This is a genomic window from Flavobacterium frigidum, from assembly GCF_048286735.1.
In the GTDB taxonomy this organism is placed as follows: Bacteria; Bacteroidota; Bacteroidia; order Flavobacteriales; family Flavobacteriaceae; genus Flavobacterium.
On sequence record NZ_JBLVPU010000014.1, the window covers coordinates 47,223 to 65,367 of the forward strand.

Annotated in this window: 10 protein-coding genes and 2 pseudogenes; 7 read left to right on the top strand and 5 right to left on the bottom strand. The window is 33.6% G+C overall.

What is annotated here, in order from left to right:
- Positions 1 to 467 precede the first annotated feature (467 nt).
- Positions 468 to 1,697, bottom strand: coding sequence for an IS4 family transposase (locus tag ACNQGO_RS09625; protein WP_417947968.1), 1,230 nt, complete (start codon positions 1,695 to 1,697; stop codon positions 468 to 470).
- Between the two features lie 1,579 nt (positions 1,698 to 3,276).
- Complete coding sequence (locus ACNQGO_RS09630) at positions 3,277 to 3,954, bottom strand: hypothetical protein (RefSeq protein ID WP_417968229.1); 678 nt, start codon at positions 3,952 to 3,954, stop codon at positions 3,277 to 3,279.
- 351 nt (positions 3,955 to 4,305) lie between these two features.
- Here ACNQGO_RS09630 and ACNQGO_RS09635 point away from each other — a divergent pair.
- Together ACNQGO_RS09635 and ACNQGO_RS09640 are read left to right on the top strand one after the other, a co-directional pair.
- Positions 4,306 to 4,890: pseudogene (locus ACNQGO_RS09635) on the top strand (REP-associated tyrosine transposase).
- A gap of 202 nt (positions 4,891 to 5,092) precedes the next feature.
- Positions 5,093 to 5,224, top strand: a complete 132-nt coding sequence (locus ACNQGO_RS09640) for a hypothetical protein (protein ID WP_417968226.1) — start codon at positions 5,093 to 5,095, stop codon at positions 5,222 to 5,224.
- 83 nt (positions 5,225 to 5,307) lie between these two features.
- Here ACNQGO_RS09640 and ACNQGO_RS09645 read toward each other — a convergent pair whose 3' ends face one another.
- A complete protein-coding gene (locus ACNQGO_RS09645) occupies positions 5,308 to 6,009 on the bottom strand; it encodes a hypothetical protein (protein ID WP_417948072.1) in 702 nt (233 codons plus the stop codon).
- Positions 6,010 to 6,308: 299 nt separating this feature from the next.
- Here ACNQGO_RS09645 and ACNQGO_RS09650 point away from each other — a divergent pair.
- The 4 genes and pseudogenes from ACNQGO_RS09650 (at position 6,309) to ACNQGO_RS09665 (ending at position 11,056) form a co-directional block, all read left to right on the top strand.
- Positions 6,309 to 6,894: pseudogene (locus ACNQGO_RS09650) on the top strand (REP-associated tyrosine transposase).
- Positions 6,895 to 7,152: 258 nt separating this feature from the next.
- Positions 7,153 to 8,151, top strand: a complete 999-nt coding sequence (gene lpxD / locus ACNQGO_RS09655; RefSeq protein ID WP_417985120.1) for a UDP-3-O-(3-hydroxymyristoyl)glucosamine N-acyltransferase — start codon at positions 7,153 to 7,155, stop codon at positions 8,149 to 8,151.
- Between the two features lie 162 nt (positions 8,152 to 8,313).
- Positions 8,314 to 9,942 (top strand): acyl-CoA carboxylase subunit beta, encoded by a 1,629-nt coding sequence (locus ACNQGO_RS09660; protein WP_417985121.1) that lies wholly within the window; start codon positions 8,314 to 8,316, stop codon positions 9,940 to 9,942.
- Positions 9,943 to 10,204: 262 nt separating this feature from the next.
- Positions 10,205 to 11,056: an EamA family transporter gene (locus ACNQGO_RS09665; protein ID WP_417985122.1), complete on the top strand. Its 852-nt coding sequence runs from the start codon at positions 10,205 to 10,207 to the stop codon at positions 11,054 to 11,056.
- A 175-nt stretch (positions 11,057 to 11,231) separates the two neighbouring features.
- Here the strand turns inward: ACNQGO_RS09665 and ACNQGO_RS09670 are convergent, their stop codons facing one another.
- The gene (locus ACNQGO_RS09670; RefSeq protein WP_417985123.1) at positions 11,232 to 13,163 is read right to left on the bottom strand and encodes an amino acid permease; all 1,932 of its coding nucleotides are present in this window, start codon (positions 13,161 to 13,163) and stop codon (positions 11,232 to 11,234) included.
- Positions 13,164 to 13,432: 269 nt separating this feature from the next.
- Complete coding sequence (locus ACNQGO_RS09675; protein ID WP_417985154.1) at positions 13,433 to 16,351, bottom strand: FAD-binding and (Fe-S)-binding domain-containing protein; 2,919 nt, start codon at positions 16,349 to 16,351, stop codon at positions 13,433 to 13,435.
- Between the two features lie 246 nt (positions 16,352 to 16,597).
- On the opposite strand from ACNQGO_RS09675, the gene ACNQGO_RS09680 reads away from it, so the two are divergent.
- Complete coding sequence (locus ACNQGO_RS09680; protein ID WP_417985124.1) at positions 16,598 to 18,130, top strand: glycoside hydrolase family 10-like protein; 1,533 nt, start codon at positions 16,598 to 16,600, stop codon at positions 18,128 to 18,130.
- Positions 18,131 to 18,145 lie beyond the last annotated feature (15 nt).

An 18,145-nucleotide genomic window follows, 5' to 3' on the forward strand; every position in this document is an offset into this window, starting at 1 on the left:
GTAAGAATTGAAACTAACAAAAAGAAGGGATATAATAAATGTAAAAATATTTTTTTGTAAAGTAATTTTTTTCAAGTTCGGTATATTTTAATGGTTTTAAGCCTTTTTTTTAATTTTATGGTCAAATTTTTTTTATGCTTTAATTTTAATAACGTTAATGCTAAAAAATAACTACTTTTAATAACAGTTACCATTTAGTTATTCGTTTTGAGAACAATTTTTGTGACTTATAGAGAAAAATCATTTCAAGAATTTTATATTTATCAATCTTTAATTAAATATTTTTATGAAAAAAACTTTCATTAAGAGATTTTCCTAATATTTAATAAAACTTTAACGGTTGCAAATGTAAGTTCTTTAATTCAAAAAATAATAATGTTTTTATAAATAGTCATTGCTATCCGAAAGTTTTAATAAAGCCTCAAATATCAATCTGGATAGCCTGTAAACAGGTTTTTATTAAAAAATTACGCTGAAAATAAGTCATAACTGAATTCTAATTTGGGTTGTGACCTTATTTTTTTAGCCCCATTTCCAATTTCATTGCATACATAGTCTAAACTTAGATAATAAACTAAACAGATTCTTATTTTTTCAACTAAATTACTGAACGATTTATTCTTTTTTGCTATTGTTCTATTAATCAATTCAACCAATAAATAACTGATCAAAGCGATGTAAATTTGTGATTTAACCGCATTTTCACTTGTCCCTAAAAATGTTTTTATTTGTAGATTTTGTTTCATTGCTTTGAAAAACAACTCAATATCCCATCTCTTTTTGTACAAATCAGCAATCGTCCTTGCTGACCATTCTAAATTATTGGTTATTATCTCAATAACCTTGTTTTCATCTTCTTTATATACGCGAACTAATCTTAATTGATTCTTGCTAATGCCAGTTTCTACTGCTTTATTGCTAATTAAAACGATAATTTCGTCTTTTAAAATATCTTGATCTTCTTTCTCAGGCAAGTCCAATTCTTGGACAATTTGATACAATGTATTGGTCTTGATTCGAGTTACAAAAATATTTTCGGCTTGAATCCGATGTAACATCAATGTGAAATCAAAATATGCCCTGTCTTCAATGACAATTGTTCCCTTTGGAAAAATTAACTGACCAATACCGTATCGGTCGTGTGTTTTTGCTGGGGTTATATTTACCAAGTCTGGAATCTGTAAATTATCATCCCAGCAAGTGTGTATTTTTAAACCACCTTTTGCTGTCCGAAACTTTGCCCAGTCAAACATGTTCAAACACAGACTGATTGTGGTACTATCAATGAGTTTTATAGTTTGCTCTTTAATTTCGGCAATTATACTACGTTCTGATTCACTTTTTAAAACCCTTTCATAATGCTTTAAAACCCTATAATACAACGATTCAAAAACTTTCCAATCCCGTTTTTTATTGCCGTCACTCATCGTGGATCTTGCCGAACTTTGGTTTAAACCTAAATCTCCAATAAAAGTCTCGCTAACCCCAATTCCAGTGGAAATGTCGTTTAATGTGTAGCATTTATTTAGCTGTCCGTAAGTTAAAGCAACAAATTGATCGTACGTCTTGTATTTACTGCATCCCTTGTCTGAATTGTGCTTTTTGCTACAAGATTCAATTATCCATCGAGGAACTAGGTCAATAATTTGTCGAATAACTGGTTTTTTAATATTTTTGTTTCGCCTGAAGAGTCCCATAAAATTATTTTATTTTTCGCAAAACAAAAATAAGGGAATCTCAGGCACTTTTTATTTAACACTTTCGGATGGTAGTGATAAATAGTAATTTATTTAATAGAAAATTTCTTTTTAAAATTGATCTGTTTTCTCCTTCACTGCATTACTGCAGTTAAAAATTATTTGTTATCAACAATTTATAAAAAGCACTACCATTCAATATTGTTCTACTTTAGGAGGTGATTTTATAATATAAATATGCTAACCTCCAAAAATTCTGACAATATATCCAGACTAATTTAGATTCGCTATCCATCGAGGAACTAGGTTAATAATATGTCAAATACATGATTTTTTGGTATTTTTGTTTCGTCTGAACAGTACTATAAAGTATTTATAGTTTCGCAAAATCAAAAATATGGGATTTTCAGGATCTTTTTATTTTAGGCTTTTGAATAGCAGTGCCAATAAATAAAACAATTGAGAAATTTATTCAATTAAATACTAATTCCTTACAATTAGATTGATATAAATCAAAACTTTGAAAGTAAACCTAATGTTGAGTATAGTTCTTAAAAAACATACCGAAAGCTCATTAAATATTGAGACTTGTATAACGGCATTGGAGCCTCATTCTGTACAAGAAAAAAAGCTTAACGAATCATTTTATTTGGCTTTAGACTTAATATTTAAAATCATAATTTTAAGCTCTCAAAAAATGTTAATATCGGAATTAGGTGTTCGATTGTGATCCCGCTCAGTCCACTAATTCATTTTCAATTGAAACCAAAAGCCTGTAAATCTTAGGATTTACAGGTTTTTTCGTTTTTATTAATTTCAAATAAAATCATTAAATCATATTCGGAAGGGTGTTTATTCGGTTACCCAAGAAAAAGTAATTTTTAGGCACCCGAATTTCAAACAAGACCTTGTTTAACAAGTAGTTTGAATAATGAACATCTTGATAATAGAAAATTTATAATCTAATTTAATAATCTTCAAAAGTCCCTGCTACCGCACGAATACTTTCGAGTGGTACGTTCTACTTAAACACCGTTCGGCGAAGTCTCCCGACTTCGACCTTTTCTTGAATGTTCTTGTTATAAGTAAATCTAATAAAAGTCTCCCGACTTTTTCGTAGATGTCTTATTAAACTCAAATCGTTAAGTGATAAATCATAATACTCCATTTTAAATAAAACCAAAAAACTACAAAATACCCCAACGGTTACTTTGTAGTTTTTTATCCCTTTTGAAACGCTAATTATTATAAGGATAGTTATAGTAAAAATTCGTGAGAATTTTATCACGTTTACGGATGGCAAAACGATTTAAAATGGCGCGAAGTCAGAGACATTCGCGCAGCAGCCCGCGGTCTTTGAGTACATTTTTTTTAAGGACACTTCGATCAGCGGGGTATTATGAACGAAAAAAAGGAGAAGGTAAAAATGCGATGCTAGTTTTAAACAATGTAAAATGTAAAATTATTGGTCGCGTTTTTTCTGTAATTAACAGACAAACTCCATACATAAACACATATAAATTTGCCTGTTAATTTTTAGATTATCACTTGTTTTTTATCATAGAATGCGCGATGCGGATTATATATTATATTTAGGTTCTAAATTTTCTAATCTTATTTTTAATTTCTCAAAATAAGGCAGATAATCATCAGCCATAGATATAAGAAGAGATGCAATATACGATAATTTTTTGTCATATTTTGCATCATTACATAGTTTGGAGATGATCAATCCTCTGAACAAAAATTCGGGACCACCAGCTAATAATTCATTCCAATATTTCCCTTCACTTTCTAATTTATCCATTTCCGATAACACATTAGGTAAATAACTATATCTTTCTATAAATTTTTCGCCCTCGATTTTAAGATAATTTGTAATCCAATTTGTAAAAAAAGATAACTCAACCTCATTATTTACGTCATAACCTATTCCACTAAAATATCCCTCTGGCATTAGTGTATACTTATCTTGAATAGTAATTAGAAAATTCTTTTTTTCATCTATAAAAGAATAATCTTGATTTGGCTTTTTTATTTCAAACATTATATCTTCTACAATTGGCAGGGAAATGAGAATCTTTGAAAACGAAATTTGTCCTCCATCTTTAAAGTTGAAAAAAAACGATATTATTTGATTCTCTTTTTTTAAAACAAAAGTAGGATCTAAACCTGTTTTTACTAAATAATAGCCTTTTGGTTTTAGTAATTGTAATAATTTTTCAAATACAAATTCTTTTTTATCTGATTTTTTCATAGTCTAGTTTACTTTTATTATTTTTTCAATAATAACATTTGCAATATTATCTGTGCCAGCATCTGCAATTTTAAATATCTTATTTTTCGAAACAGTCAATGGACCTTGACTAGGTATTAGCCAGTCGACTTTATATTTAATCGTCATATTAGTTTGCCCGATCGCCCGGATATGTAAAAAAATCTCTCATGTACGATAGCGCGGATTTGCAATCCGTGCCCTCAATAATGAGCCACAACGATGAGCCACAACCATAATCCGTGCCCACAAAGCAAATCTACACGAAAAGAAATAAATTAAAGCGATGTGATTGTTTTATTTGTAGCTTTTATTGTATTTTTAGATAAAAAAATGTCAACAAAATATAAAGCAACAACTACAGATCAAGCATATTTTATAACTATTACAACAGCAGGTTGGGTTGATATATTTACGCGACTCAACCAAAAGTATAATATTGTCAATGCTTTGCAATATTGTCAAGAGAAAAAATGACTTGAAATATATGCGTATTGCGTTATGCACAGTCATTTACATTTAATGTGCAAAGCCACTAATGGTTTTATTTTATCGGATGTCATGCGTGATTTTAAAAAATATACCTCTAAGAAAATTATTCAGACTATAATGGAAGAGCCCGAGAGTCGCAGGGAATGGCTTTTGGCTTATTTTGAAAAAGCGTGTGCTCATCTTAAAAGAGATCAAAGTTATAAAGTATGCTTCGCCAATTCGCACTTTCAGGCTCGGGTGGCAAGACGGCTATCACGCTGAAATAATAGAAACCAATTGGTTCATTAAACAAAAATTAATTATATACATAACAATCCTGTAAAAGATAAAGTAGTCACCTTGCCCGAGCATTATTATTTTAGTTCTGTAAGAAATTATGCAGGCTTAGAAAATGATTTGGATGTTATGATGTTGGATTTGTTTTAAATTGTTGATGCACTGTGTGGGCACGGATTGCAAATCCGCGCTATCGTGCGAGTGACATATCCGCGCTATCGGGTTGTGGGCACGGAATGCAATTCCGCGCTATCAATATCGAGAATGCTCGTCATATCCGAGCCATCGGGGTTGCAAATCCGCGCTATCGTGCGAGTGACAAATCCGCGCTATCGGGTTCATAAAACAAAAAGTGAATTATATCCACAACAATCCTGTAAAAGAGAAAGTAGTTGGCTTACCAGAGGATTACTATTTTAGTTCTGCAAGAAATTATGCGGGCTTAGACAATGATTTAGATGTTGTAATGTTGGACTTATTTTAGATTGTTGATGAACTTTGTGGGCACGGATTGCAAATCCGCGCTATCGTGCGAGTGACATATCCGCGCTATCGGGTTTTTTTATTCTATTTTATATAAGGTTTTTGTATTAAATATTTTTTATCCCATTCATACAAAGACTTTGTCTTTTCTAATGTTTTTATGATTTTGATATACTTATCATAATCTTTTTTTAATAATTTGTCCTTAGGAGATTCCTTGAGTTCCTGCATAAATATCTCGAACATTTCCTCTATTAATTCATTATATCCAGGATGTGAACATAGTTTCCAAATAATTACTTTTTTATAAAAACCATCTCCCGAAAATAGATCTGCAATAAAACCATTATTTTTTGTTTCTAAAAATGGCAAAAAATCGCGAATATCCTGCCAATAGTTAAAAAAGGGAATAGCCTCTTGTTCTATATACTGTTGTATAAGTTGACAAGCTTTATCTATATCAGCTTCATTATCTAAACTTACAGGTAATTGATTCAAAGTACTTTCTCTTATTTTATGGTTAAAGAGATGTTTATTGATATTGATGTTAATAGTTGTAATTGAAAATTGATCTTCATGTGGATGCAATATATTTTCAATTTCTTTAAAATTTATACTCGCAATAATATTTGTGGTTAATAAATCATCTATGCTTCCTAGGAAGATTCCTTTTATTATTTTTCCATCTTCGAAAAAACCTTTTAAATATGCGTCTTCCATTAATTTGATAAAGAAATTATTGGGTAACATTTTTTCAAATTTTTTAATGATAAATTCTGTGTTCATTTTCTTTTATTTAAATACATTAATTGTTTTTGTTATGCTTTTTCCATCGCCATTGCTTATAGATTTGTATATATCAGTTTTGTATATTCTAATCTTATCACCTGTTTGTAAAAACCCCGATCGCTCGGATATGTAAAAAAATCTCTCATGTACGATAGCGCGGATTTGCAATCCGTGCCCACAATGATGAGCCACAACCATAATCCGTGCCCACAAAGCAAATCTACACGAAAAGAAACAAATAAAAGTTATGTGATTGTTTTGTTTGTAGCTTTTATTGTATTTTTAAATAAAAAAGGATGTCGACAAAATATAAAGCAACAACAACAGATCAGGCATATTTCATAACCATTACAACAGTAGGTTGGGTTGATATATTTACGCGACTCAACCAAAAGTACAATATTGTCAATGCTTTGCAATATTGCCAAGAGAAAAAAGGTCTTGAGATTTATGCGTAGTGCATTATGCACAGTCATATCCATTTAATGTGCAAAGCCACTAATGGTTTCATTTTATCGGATGTCATGCGTGATTTTAAAAAATATACCTCTAAGAAAATTATTCAGACTATATTGGAAGAGCCAGAGAGTCGCAGGGAATGGCTTTTGACTTATTTTGAAAAAGCGTGTGCTCATCTTAAAAAAGATCAAAGCTATAAAGTATGCTTCGCCAATTCGCACTTTCAGGCTCGGGTGGCAAGACGGCTATCACGCTGAAATAATAGAAACCAATTGGTTCATAAAACAAAAAGTTAATTATATTCACAACAATCCTGTAAAAGAGAAAGTAGTCACCTTGACCGAGAATTATTATTTTAGTTCTGCAAGAAATTATGCAGGCTTAGAAAATGATTTAGATGTTGTAGTGTTAAATTTGTTCTAGATTGTCGATGGATTGTGTGGACACGGATTGCAAATCCGCTTAAAATAAGTTTTCAGAATCATTGATTTCCTCACTAAAAAAAATGAAGAGTAAATAAGTCCTTCCATTTATTTTTATAAAGTAACAACTTTTTATTAAACTGCCTTTTAACGCTATTATGTATACCGCTATCACTAAAGAAATAGTTGTAATTAGGAATTTAAAAGGTAAATTCTTTTATTTGATACCTATTTTACAATCAAAATCAAGATATACTTCATGAAATCCTACACCATTCAAGAAATAAATGATATTCTTAAGGGAGAAATAATTGGGAATACTTCTCAAAGTATTACTGCACCAGAACAGCTTGAAGCTGCCAGCGAATCTGAAATTTCATTTATTGGAAATAAAAAATATGAAAAATTTTGGGCCGACTCCAAAGCTTGTGTAGCCGTTGTCAACGAGGATATTGGAATAAAACCAGGAGAGGATCGTGCATTTATTAAAGTTAAAAATGCAGATTTGGCTATGTCACAAATTTTAGAACTTTTTGCTCCACCTACTCCATTTTTTGCGGTAGACATTCACCCAACCGCAGTGATTGACCCAACCGCAACTATTTGTAGTGGTGCTAGAATTGGTGCGGGATGCTACATTGGTCCTAAAACTATAATTGGAGATAATACTACCCTTTATCCGAATGTGACTATTTTGGATGAATGTGTAATTGGAAAAAACACGGTGATATGGTCCGGTACCGTTGTTAGAGAACGTTGTCATATTGGAAATGACTGTATTTTGCATCCCAATGCAACAATTGGGGCTGATGGTTTTGGGTTTCGTCCTGATCCGCAAAGAGGTTTGGTAAAAATTCCACAAATTGGTAACGTAATCATTGGTAATAGTGTTGAAATTGGTGCAAACTCTTGTATAGACCGAGGAAAATTTAGTTCAACTGTTTTAGGAGATGGTTGCAAAATTGATAATTTAGTTCAAATAGGACATAACAGCAAATTAGGTAAATTTTGCATTATGGCTGGAAACAGTGGTCTAGCAGGCTCTGTAACACTTGGAAACGGCGTTATCATTGGCGGTAGTGCTTCTATAAAAGACCACACCACCATAGGTGACGGCGCTATTGTAGGAGCAGGATCGGGCGTTACTGGGGATATCCCAGCTGGAAAAACCATGTTAGGCTACCCTGCTGTCGAAGCACGCGATGCATTGAAACAATGGGCCATTTTAAAAAGACTGGTTAACGAGTCTAAAAAATAAACAACCCTTTTTTATTAAATTCATAAAAAAACAGAAGTAAACTTCTGTTTTTTTGTTTTAATAGTAAACTTACACTCTATTTTCTTTACAAACCAATTAAAATAATAAAATTTATTTAGTTGGATTTTGTATTTTAGCACAAATTTTTAATACATTTTGATCATGGATTTGAACTTCAATAAAAACGAAGACCACAATAAACTTTTACTTTCTGCTTTGCGACAAAAATTAAGCATCGTCAAATTGGGAGGTGGCGAAAAACGCATTCAAAAACTGCATAATGAAGGCAAAATGACTGCCAGAGAACGCATTGATTATTTGCTTGACGCCAAAGCTAAAAGTATTGAAATTGGTGCTTTTGTTGGTGAAGGGATGTATGCAGAACATGGTGGTTGTCCATCTGGTGGCGTAGTCGTAAAAATGGGATACATCAGAGGAAAGCAATGCATAGTTGTGGCCAATGATGCGACTGTAAAAGCAGGTGCATGGTTTCCCATCACAGCCAAGAAAAATTTACGTGCCCAAGAAATTGCTATGGAAAACCGTCTACCAATCATCTATTTAGTAGATAGTGCCGGCGTTTACTTGCCTTTACAGGATGAAATTTTCCCAGACAAAGAACATTTTGGTCGTATTTTTAGAAATAATGCACATATGAGTAGCATGGGAATTACCCAAATTGCTGCAGTTATGGGAAGTTGTGTGGCTGGTGGTGCTTATTTACCTATCATGAGTGACGAGGCCATGATAGTCGATAAAACGGGTAGTATTTTCTTAGCCGGAAGTTATTTAGTCAAAGCGGCCATTGGCGAAAGCATCGACAACGAAACATTAGGAGGTGCCACTACACATTGCGAAATTTCAGGAGTGACTGATTATAAGGCAAAAGATGACAAAGACGCTTTAGACAGAATAAAGAATATAGTTGATAAAATAGGTGATTTTGACAAAGCGGGTTACAGTAGAATTAAAGCTATGCAACCTGCATTAGACGAAAAAGAAATCTATGGTGTATTACCCAAAGCTCGTAATGAACAATATGATATGATGGAAATCATCAATCGACTGGTTGATAACTCCGAATTTGAAGCGTACAAAGACGGTTACGGCCAAACCATAATTACTGGGTATGCCAGAATTGACGGTTGGGCAGTAGGAATTGTTGCTAACCAAAGAAAAGTGGTGAAAACCAAAAATGGCGAAATGCAATTTGGTGGCGTAATTTATTCTGATTCTGCTGACAAAGCGACTCGATTTATTGCCAATTGCAACCAAAAGAAAATTCCTTTAGTTTTTGTGCAAGACGTTACTGGTTTTATGGTAGGTTCAAAATCAGAACATGGCGGTATCATTAAAGATGGTGCAAAAATGGTTAATGCAGTTTCTAATTCAGTAGTGCCAAAATTCACGGTAATTGTGGGTAATTCCTATGGAGCAGGAAATTATGCAATGTGTGGAAAAGCATACGACCCAAGATTAATATTTGCATGGCCAAGTGCAGAATTAGCAGTTATGGGCGGCACTCAAGCTGCAAAAGTACTGGCTCAAATTGAAGCTTCTTCGCTTAAAGCAAAAGGAGAACTAGTAGATGAAGCAAAGGAAAAAGAATTGTTTGATAAAATAAAGGCCAGGTATGATGAACAAGTTTCACCTTACTATGCAGCATCACGATTATGGACAGATGCTATCATTGATCCCCTTGATACTCGAACTTGGATTTCAATGGGAATTGAAGCGGCCAACCACTCGCCTATTGAAAAGAAATTTAATCTAGGTGTAATTCAGGTTTAATTCAAGTTTATATTATCCAAAGAAAATTACTTTTTTAAATATTTTTTCTCCAAAACTAGAAAAATAGTACAAACACGATCTATAAAAAAACGGATAGAAAATTGCTCTTATTTTAAATAATGAAGAAAAAAAATTATATTATTTACAATTAAAAACAATAGATTTCCTATTGTTTTTTTTTTGCCCTAAAAATCTGTTCAAAAATTAATAGCTGCTTTTAATACTGCAATAAACAGTATTTTTGCAGTAAAATATAAAACCTATGCTATTTTTAATTCTAAGTGTAATTTGTAGTGTAACCGTGGGAATTCTTTTTAAAATTGCTCGAAAATACACTATCAATCACGCTCAAATTGTAGCCTGGAATTATGTATTTGCAATACTGTTTTGCTATGCTACCTTCAGTCCAGATATAACTAAAGTCAATGCAACAGCACCCTGGGAACTCTATGGTGTCATTGGTTTTTTGTTACCTATAATTTTCCTTTTTTTGGCAGCATCCATTAAGCACATGGGAATTGTAAAAACGGATGCAGCCCAACGCTTATCCCTTTTTATCCCCATTCTATCAGCTTGGCTAATCTTCAACGAACAATTTAGTGTACTAAAAATAGTAGCTTTTGTTGTTGCAGTACCAGCCCTATTGCTAATTCTTTCAAAAAGCACCCAAAGTACTGCCACAAAATGGGTTTATCCAGCCGTGGTACTAATTGGTTTTGGGTTGATAGACATTCTCTTCAAGCAAATTTCCTCTTTTACAAGTCTGCCCTATACTACTTCATTATTTGTAATATTTGGAATTGCTATGACAATTATGATTGCCGTAGTTGCCTACGAAGTAATCCTAAAAAAAATAGTCATAAAAACTAGCAATGTTATTTTTGGGGCTTTGGTAGGAATGTTCAATTTTGGAAATATCCTTTTCTACCTCAAGGCACATCAGGATTTCTCAGAAAGTCCTTCTACAGTATTTGCGGGTATGAATTTGGGAGTAATTGTTATTGGAAGTCTAGTTGGGGTTTTAATTTTTAAAGAAAAACTTAGTAAAAAGAATATTGTAGGATTGTTTTTAGCTTTATTGGCAATCGTCTTAATTGTGCTTTCACAAGTGTAAAAAAACAACTATAATTTAGATCTAGTTTTTTGGCTTTTGCAAACTGATAAAAATTCAAATTGGATTTATTTGCATGGACTTTTACATCAGTTCTAAACTCAAAAACAAAATTCATAAATACAAAAAAACCGTCTGGCTTGCACGAGACGGTTCTTTTTAATAAAAAAATCTATTTCTATTCCGCTACAGTATTTAGTTTACTATTTTTTCGGCTAAAGCCAAAGTAAATTACTAAACCTAATAAAAGCCAGATTCCAAAATAAATCCAGTTCCAAACGCTTAATTCGGCCATCATATACAAACAACAGATTAAACCCAATAACGGTATTAAAGATAAGTTAGATTTGAAAGACCAAACGGCTAATCCGATTAAAGTAATCAAGAATATCCACATCGGAATTTTATGTTTGAATAAACTAAAACCACTTTCGTATTTTAAAGAATCCGCAATCGGTAAACCAGAAATGATTCTAGAATATTGGGCATCATCAGCTTGGTATTGACTCAATAATAATTCTAAATCAGGTGTTTCAGTTGTACTGTTTTTAGCATCAACTGTCACTAAATAATCGTAAACTTTTTGAGTTTCCTCTTTATTTAAAGAGGTGATAATATCAGCTGAATTATTGATTTGAGTTTCATTAGTAATAAAATCCATAGTCGCTTTTTTGTTGTAACCAAAGGCGAAAACCAACCCAATTACTATTAAAACTGGCAAAATAAATTTCGAATTAACATAAGGGGTTTTGAATTTTCCACGAGGAATATCGGTTTTGTTTTGTAACACTAAAACTCCCGCACAAACCAGTACAAAGGCAAATAAAGTACCAATACTACACAAATCCGTAACCAAAGTTAGGTTCAAAAACAAAGCCGGTACGGCTACTACAAAACCAGTTACAATTGTTGCATAAGAAGGCGTTTTGTATTTTGGATGTACTTTTGAGAAACGTTTAGGCAATAGACCATCACGGCTCATGCTCATCCAAATACGGGGCTGTCCCATTTGAAAGACCAATAAAACACTTGCCATTGCTACTACTGCGCTTACTGCAATAATACCCGACATCCATTTTAAGTCTAATTTTTCAAATACAAAAGCTAGTGGATCTCCTACATTCAATTGATCGTAACTCACCATTCCTGTTAATACCAATGCTATTGCAATGTATAAAACGGTACAGATAATAATGGCCCACATCATTCCTCTTGGCAAATCACGTTGTGGATCTTTACATTCTTCAGCCGTTGTTGAAATAGCATCAAAACCGATATAAGCAAAAAATACAGCTGAAACTCCTTTCAAAACTCCTGTAACACCATTTGGAGCAAATGGATCCCAATTTGCAGTATCTACATAAAAAACACCAACCGCAATCACTAAAAGAACGATACACAATTTGACCACCACCATAATATTACTTGCATTACGAGACTCTTTCATCCCACGGTAAATCAATGCCGTGATTAAAACGATAATCAACAATGCGGGAAGGTCTGCAACAAAATGAAACGATCCAATAACTGGAGAAGTCATCCAAGCGGTGTAAGCATCTTGTAAGGCTGGACTTAAGTTGACATATTCTTTACCACTTTGCATCAGGGCTGTGGCATCATCAAATCCCCTAGATGCGGACAAGAAATCCATTTGAACCCATTGTGGCAAACTCAGACCACCACTTTCGAGCAATCCTGTAAAATAATCACTCCACGATATAGCAACAGTGATATTTCCTACAGAGTATTCCATGATTAATGCCCAACCGATAATCCAAGCTATAATTTCGCCAAAAGCAACATACGAATACGTATAAGCACTTCCAGAAACAGGAACCATCGAGGCAAATTCAGCATAAGCAAAAGCTGCAAAACTACATGCGATTGCAGTAAACAAGAATAGGAAAATAACAGCAGGACCACCATCTGCACTTGCTTTACCGATGGTACTAAAAATACCAGCTCCCACAATAGCAGCGATTCCAAAAGCAGTCAAATCACGAGCAGTCAAATGTTTACCTAAAGCATTGTGACCGTCAGTATTATTTTTTTCTACTTGTTTTAAAATATCTTGTACTGTCTTTTTTCTAAATAAACCCTTTAATGCCATATTGTAAATTTTATCATTAAAAATTAAGATACCGTAAATTATTCGTTTTTATGTTAGATATAATGCAAATAATCTTCAAAAATCAAAAGTATAAAACAAATTGAACTATTGCCATTTCTCCAACTATTTTTTTTATTTTTTTTAATTCACAAAAAAATGATTTTTTTTGACACAAAAAAAGTCAAAAACCATAATTTTAATCTCAAAAAAAGTAAATAACAAAATGTAAAAAGAGGTTTCGTTCAACTCAAAACTTAAGTTCAATTGGTTTATTTTTTCAAACAGCTCCTTAATATAGAAACTGGATGTAGTGCCTTTCTAGTGGTTCCGTCAAAAATCTGGTGGCGACAACTCGTTCCGGCTGCTGCAATAGCTGTTGTGGGATCAGTAGTTCTAATTTTAGGAAATAAGGTATCTTCACCCATTTGCATACTGATTTCATAATGTTCTTTTTCATATCCAAAAGAACCTGCCATTCCACAACAACCCGAATTGTAAATAGTAACCGAACTGTTTTTCGGCACATTCAACATCGCAAAAGTCGCATCCATGGTACTCAATGACTTTTGGTGGCAATGTCCGTGAATTTTAATAGTTTTTTCCTCCTCAGAAAATTGTTCTGCATGAATTTTACCTTTTGCAATCTCATTTTTGAAAAACTCTTCAATCGTAAACACATTTTTAGCTAATTTTTTAGCACTTTCTATATCATCCGCCAATCGAATGTATTCGTCTCTAAAGGTCAATATCGCCGAAGGTTCTATTCCTATCAAAGGAAAATCAGTACTAATATAATCTAAAAAAATACCCACATTTGTATTGGCAATTGCTTTTGCTTCTTCCAGAAAACCTTTGGATATAAAAGCTCTTCCGCTTTCTTCATGATCTACCAGAATTACTTCATATCTTAACGTTGTCAATAACTCATACGCATCGATTCCTACTGAAACATCATAATAATTAGTGAACTCATCACTAAACAAACATACTTTTCCGTTGACAAAAGAATCACTTGGCGCTTGATTCCAATTCTTTTCATACCATTTTCTAAAAGTCATTGGAGCCAAAAGCGGTACTTCCCTTTTAGGAGCAATTCCCATACTTTTTTTTACTAAAGGCAAGTTCACCATGAAATTAGTAATTTTTGGAGTGATACTCCCCAGTCCATTCAATTTAGCATTAAAAGCAAAGACTTTATTGCGCCATGAAAATCCATTAGCTTTTTGGTACTGGTACAAAAATTCCGATTTCAAAGCAGCTACATCCACATTACTGGGACATTCGCTGGCACACGCTTTACAACTCACACACAAATCAAAAACTTTATACAATTCTTCATGATCGAACTTATTGTCTTTTTCGGAATGTGTCAAATATTCTCGTAGCGCATTGGCTCTGGCACGAGTCGTGTCTTTTTCATTACGGGTGGCACGATAACTAGGACACAAAGTCCCTCCAGCCGAAGGTAATTTTCTGCAATCACCAGAACCATTGCATTTTTCTGCAGCACGCAAAATTCCCATACTATCCGAGAAATCCTGAATAGTTTGAATATCCGGCTCAGCTCTACCCGCCTCCACCCGAAGGTTTTCATCCATTTTGAAAGCGTTTACAATTTTACCTACATTCAAAATAGTATTAGGATCAAAGGCAAGTTTAATTCGTTTTAACAATTCATAATTCTGTTGCCCAATCATAAAGGGTAAAAACTCGCCTCGTACAATTCCGTCTCCGTGCTCCCCACTCAAGGATCCTCTGTATTTTTTTACCAAAATAGCCACTTCGGTTGCGATGTTTCTAAATTGATGTAGTCCTTCTTTAGTTTTCAAATTTAAAACTGGACGCAAGTGAATTTCTCCAGCACCAGCATGTGCATAATATATGGCACTCTGTCCGTGACGCTCCATCATAGCGGAGAATTCTGCAATATAATTGGGTAAATCGCTCAACTCAACAGCGGTATCTTCAATAGAATCAGCGGCTTTATCATCACCAACAATACTTCCTAAAAGTCCGAGACCTGCTTTTCGCAATTCATTTATTTTATCAATATCGGCTCCGTAAATTTTTGGTAAAGCATACCCAAAATTATTTCTTTCCAAATCAGCAATCAAATCATTAGCTTGTATTTCGGCATCTTCCATACTGTTATGCGATGCTACTTCGAGCATAATAACCGCTTTGGGTTCCCCTTGAATAAAAAATCTGTTTTTGGCTTGCTCTCTGTTTGTTTTGGTACAATTCAATATCGTGTCATCCATCATTTCGCAGGTGTACAAATGATGTTTCATCGCGGTTACCACAGCTTCTAAACTTTCCTGAATGGTATGAAAATGAGCCACTACCATAACATTATACGTTGGTGGTAGGTGATCTACTTTCAAGGTAATTTCAGTGGTAAAAGCAAGCGTTCCCTCGCTTCCGCAAAGGAGTTTTCCTAAATTTATAGTCTTCTCGGTTCCTCCAAAAAGTTCCGATTTCAATACTAAATCTATTGCATAGCCTGTATTTCGTCTGTGGATTTCTGGTTTCGGAAATTCCTTGATAATCTCCTTTTGGTTTTCAATATTCGAAAGTTCCTCATAAATAGTTTTATAGATTGAACTTTCGAGCGTGTTCCCTTTTGTTTTTTCAATGAATTCAGCAGAAGTTATTTCGTTAAATATTGCTGAGCTTCCATCACTCAAAACCGCTTTGATTTCCAATATTTTATCTCGGGTAACGCCATAACGTATCGATGTGGTTCCCGACGAATTATTGCCTACCATTCCTCCTATCATACAGCGATTTGAGGTCGATGTATTGGGTCCGAAAAACAATCCGTGTTCTTTTAAATATAAATTCAGTTCGTCCCGAATCACGCCTGGCTGTACCGTAACTGCTTTTTTTATTGGATCAAAAGTGACAATTTTTGTAAAATGTTTCGACACATCTACAATTATTCCAGAACCTACTGTTTGACCTGCCAAGGAAGTTCCTGCAGTTCTTGGTGTGATAGAAATCTTATTTTTTGCTGCAAAGCGAATAATTTTGACAATATCATCCTCTGATTTTGGAATTGCTACAGCAACTGGCATAATTCGATACGCAGACGCATCTGTGGCATACAGTGTTTTATGAAGGTCATCATATAAAAGAGTTCCTTCTAATGATGCAGCTAAATCTTTTAATGGAGTCAAGTTGGACATGGGTAATAAGATAACTTTAGATTTCACAAATATAAATATATACCGTATCACATGCACCGAAATCAAATAAGAAAAAGAGAAAAAAATAACCTCCTATATATATTTAGTAGAATACCAACCACTGAAACTATTATAAAAATTGGCAAAGAAATTGACTAATCAAAATAAGTTGAATTTTAAAATCAATTTGTCACATCATTTTCACTAAAAAAACTATTTTTGAATACTTTATATAAAATGACTTTCATGAAAAATTATAAGCATCCCATTTTACTTTTTGCATTTCTTTTCTTTGCCTTTTGGAATAGTACTGCACAAGTTTTAACACCTAATCCTAAAAATGAATTTAGAGCCGTTTGGATTGCTACTGTAGTTAATATTGACTGGCCAAAAACCAGTAAAGATGATGTTGCCAAACAAAAGGCAGATTATTTGGAGATTTTAGATACTTATAAAAAACTAAATTACAACGCAGTAATTGTTCAAATAAGAAGCGTTGGTGATGCTTTTTATCCCACAAAATTAGCACCATGGTCTCGTTTTTTGACTGGAAAAGAAGGCCAAGCTCCGCAACCGTATTACGACACGTTGGCTTGGATGATTGCGGAAACGCATGCGCGTGGTTTTGAATTTCACGCCTGGATGAATCCGTACCGCGCTACGATGGACTACAATACAGCCATTTTAAGTCGCGAACATGATTATTACAAACATCCGGAATGGATGATTAAATATGGTGGAAAATACTATTACAATCCTGCCTTGCCTGAAGTTCAAAAACATTTATTGAATATTGTTAACGAAGTAGTTCAAAACTACGATATCGATGCAGTACATTTTGATGACTATTTTTATCCTTATAAAGTTGCTGGTGAAAAGTTTAATGACACTGCTGCCTACGAGAAATATGGTAATGGGATGAGTATTGAAGATTGGCGCCGTTCTAATGTAAATACTTTTGTCAAAGATGTTTCAATTTCAATTAAAAATATAAAACCTTGGGTGCAATTTGGAATTAGCCCATTTGGTGTGTGGCGCAACAAATCAGTAGATCCAAAAGGTTCTGATACTGAAGCAGGACAAACTAATTATGACGATTTATTTGCAGATCCTATCGCTTGGATGGAAAACAAATGGATTGATTACCTCGTTCCGCAATTGTATTGGAGCATGGATCATCCTAAAGCATCCTATTCGAAATTATTGCGTTGGTGGTCCGAAAATTCGACTAATACCGCAATTTACATTGGAAACGGAAGTTATAAAATCAACGCTGATTCTGATAAAAGGTGGAATAACCCAAGTGAAATCCCGAACCAAATTGACTTAACGAGATCCTACAAAAACGTTCAAGGCAATGCTTTTTTTAGTGCTAAATCATTCGTGAATAAGAATCAAAGTGTTACTAAATTACTTTCTGAAAACCAATATAAATATCCAGCTCTACCAACGGTCGTGCCAAATAATGTTAAGAAAATAACGATCATCCCCACTGTAAATTCGATTTTGACAGATCCAATTTCATCCCGATTTAATGTAACTTACCCTCTACTTAGCAAAGTGCGCTACGTGATGGTATATGGTTCTAAATTTAATTCAAAGATTGATATAAACGATCCAAGCCATATCATTGATAAAATAGTCTGTAAGGAAAACAGTGATACTGTTGAAGTGGTAATCCCTACGTACAAACTAGACAAGAATACTACCTGCGCGATCAGCTTCATTGATTTTTACGGTAATGAAAGTGACCCAACTTTAGTGCACTTTACACTATAAAATTTAACCGAATTT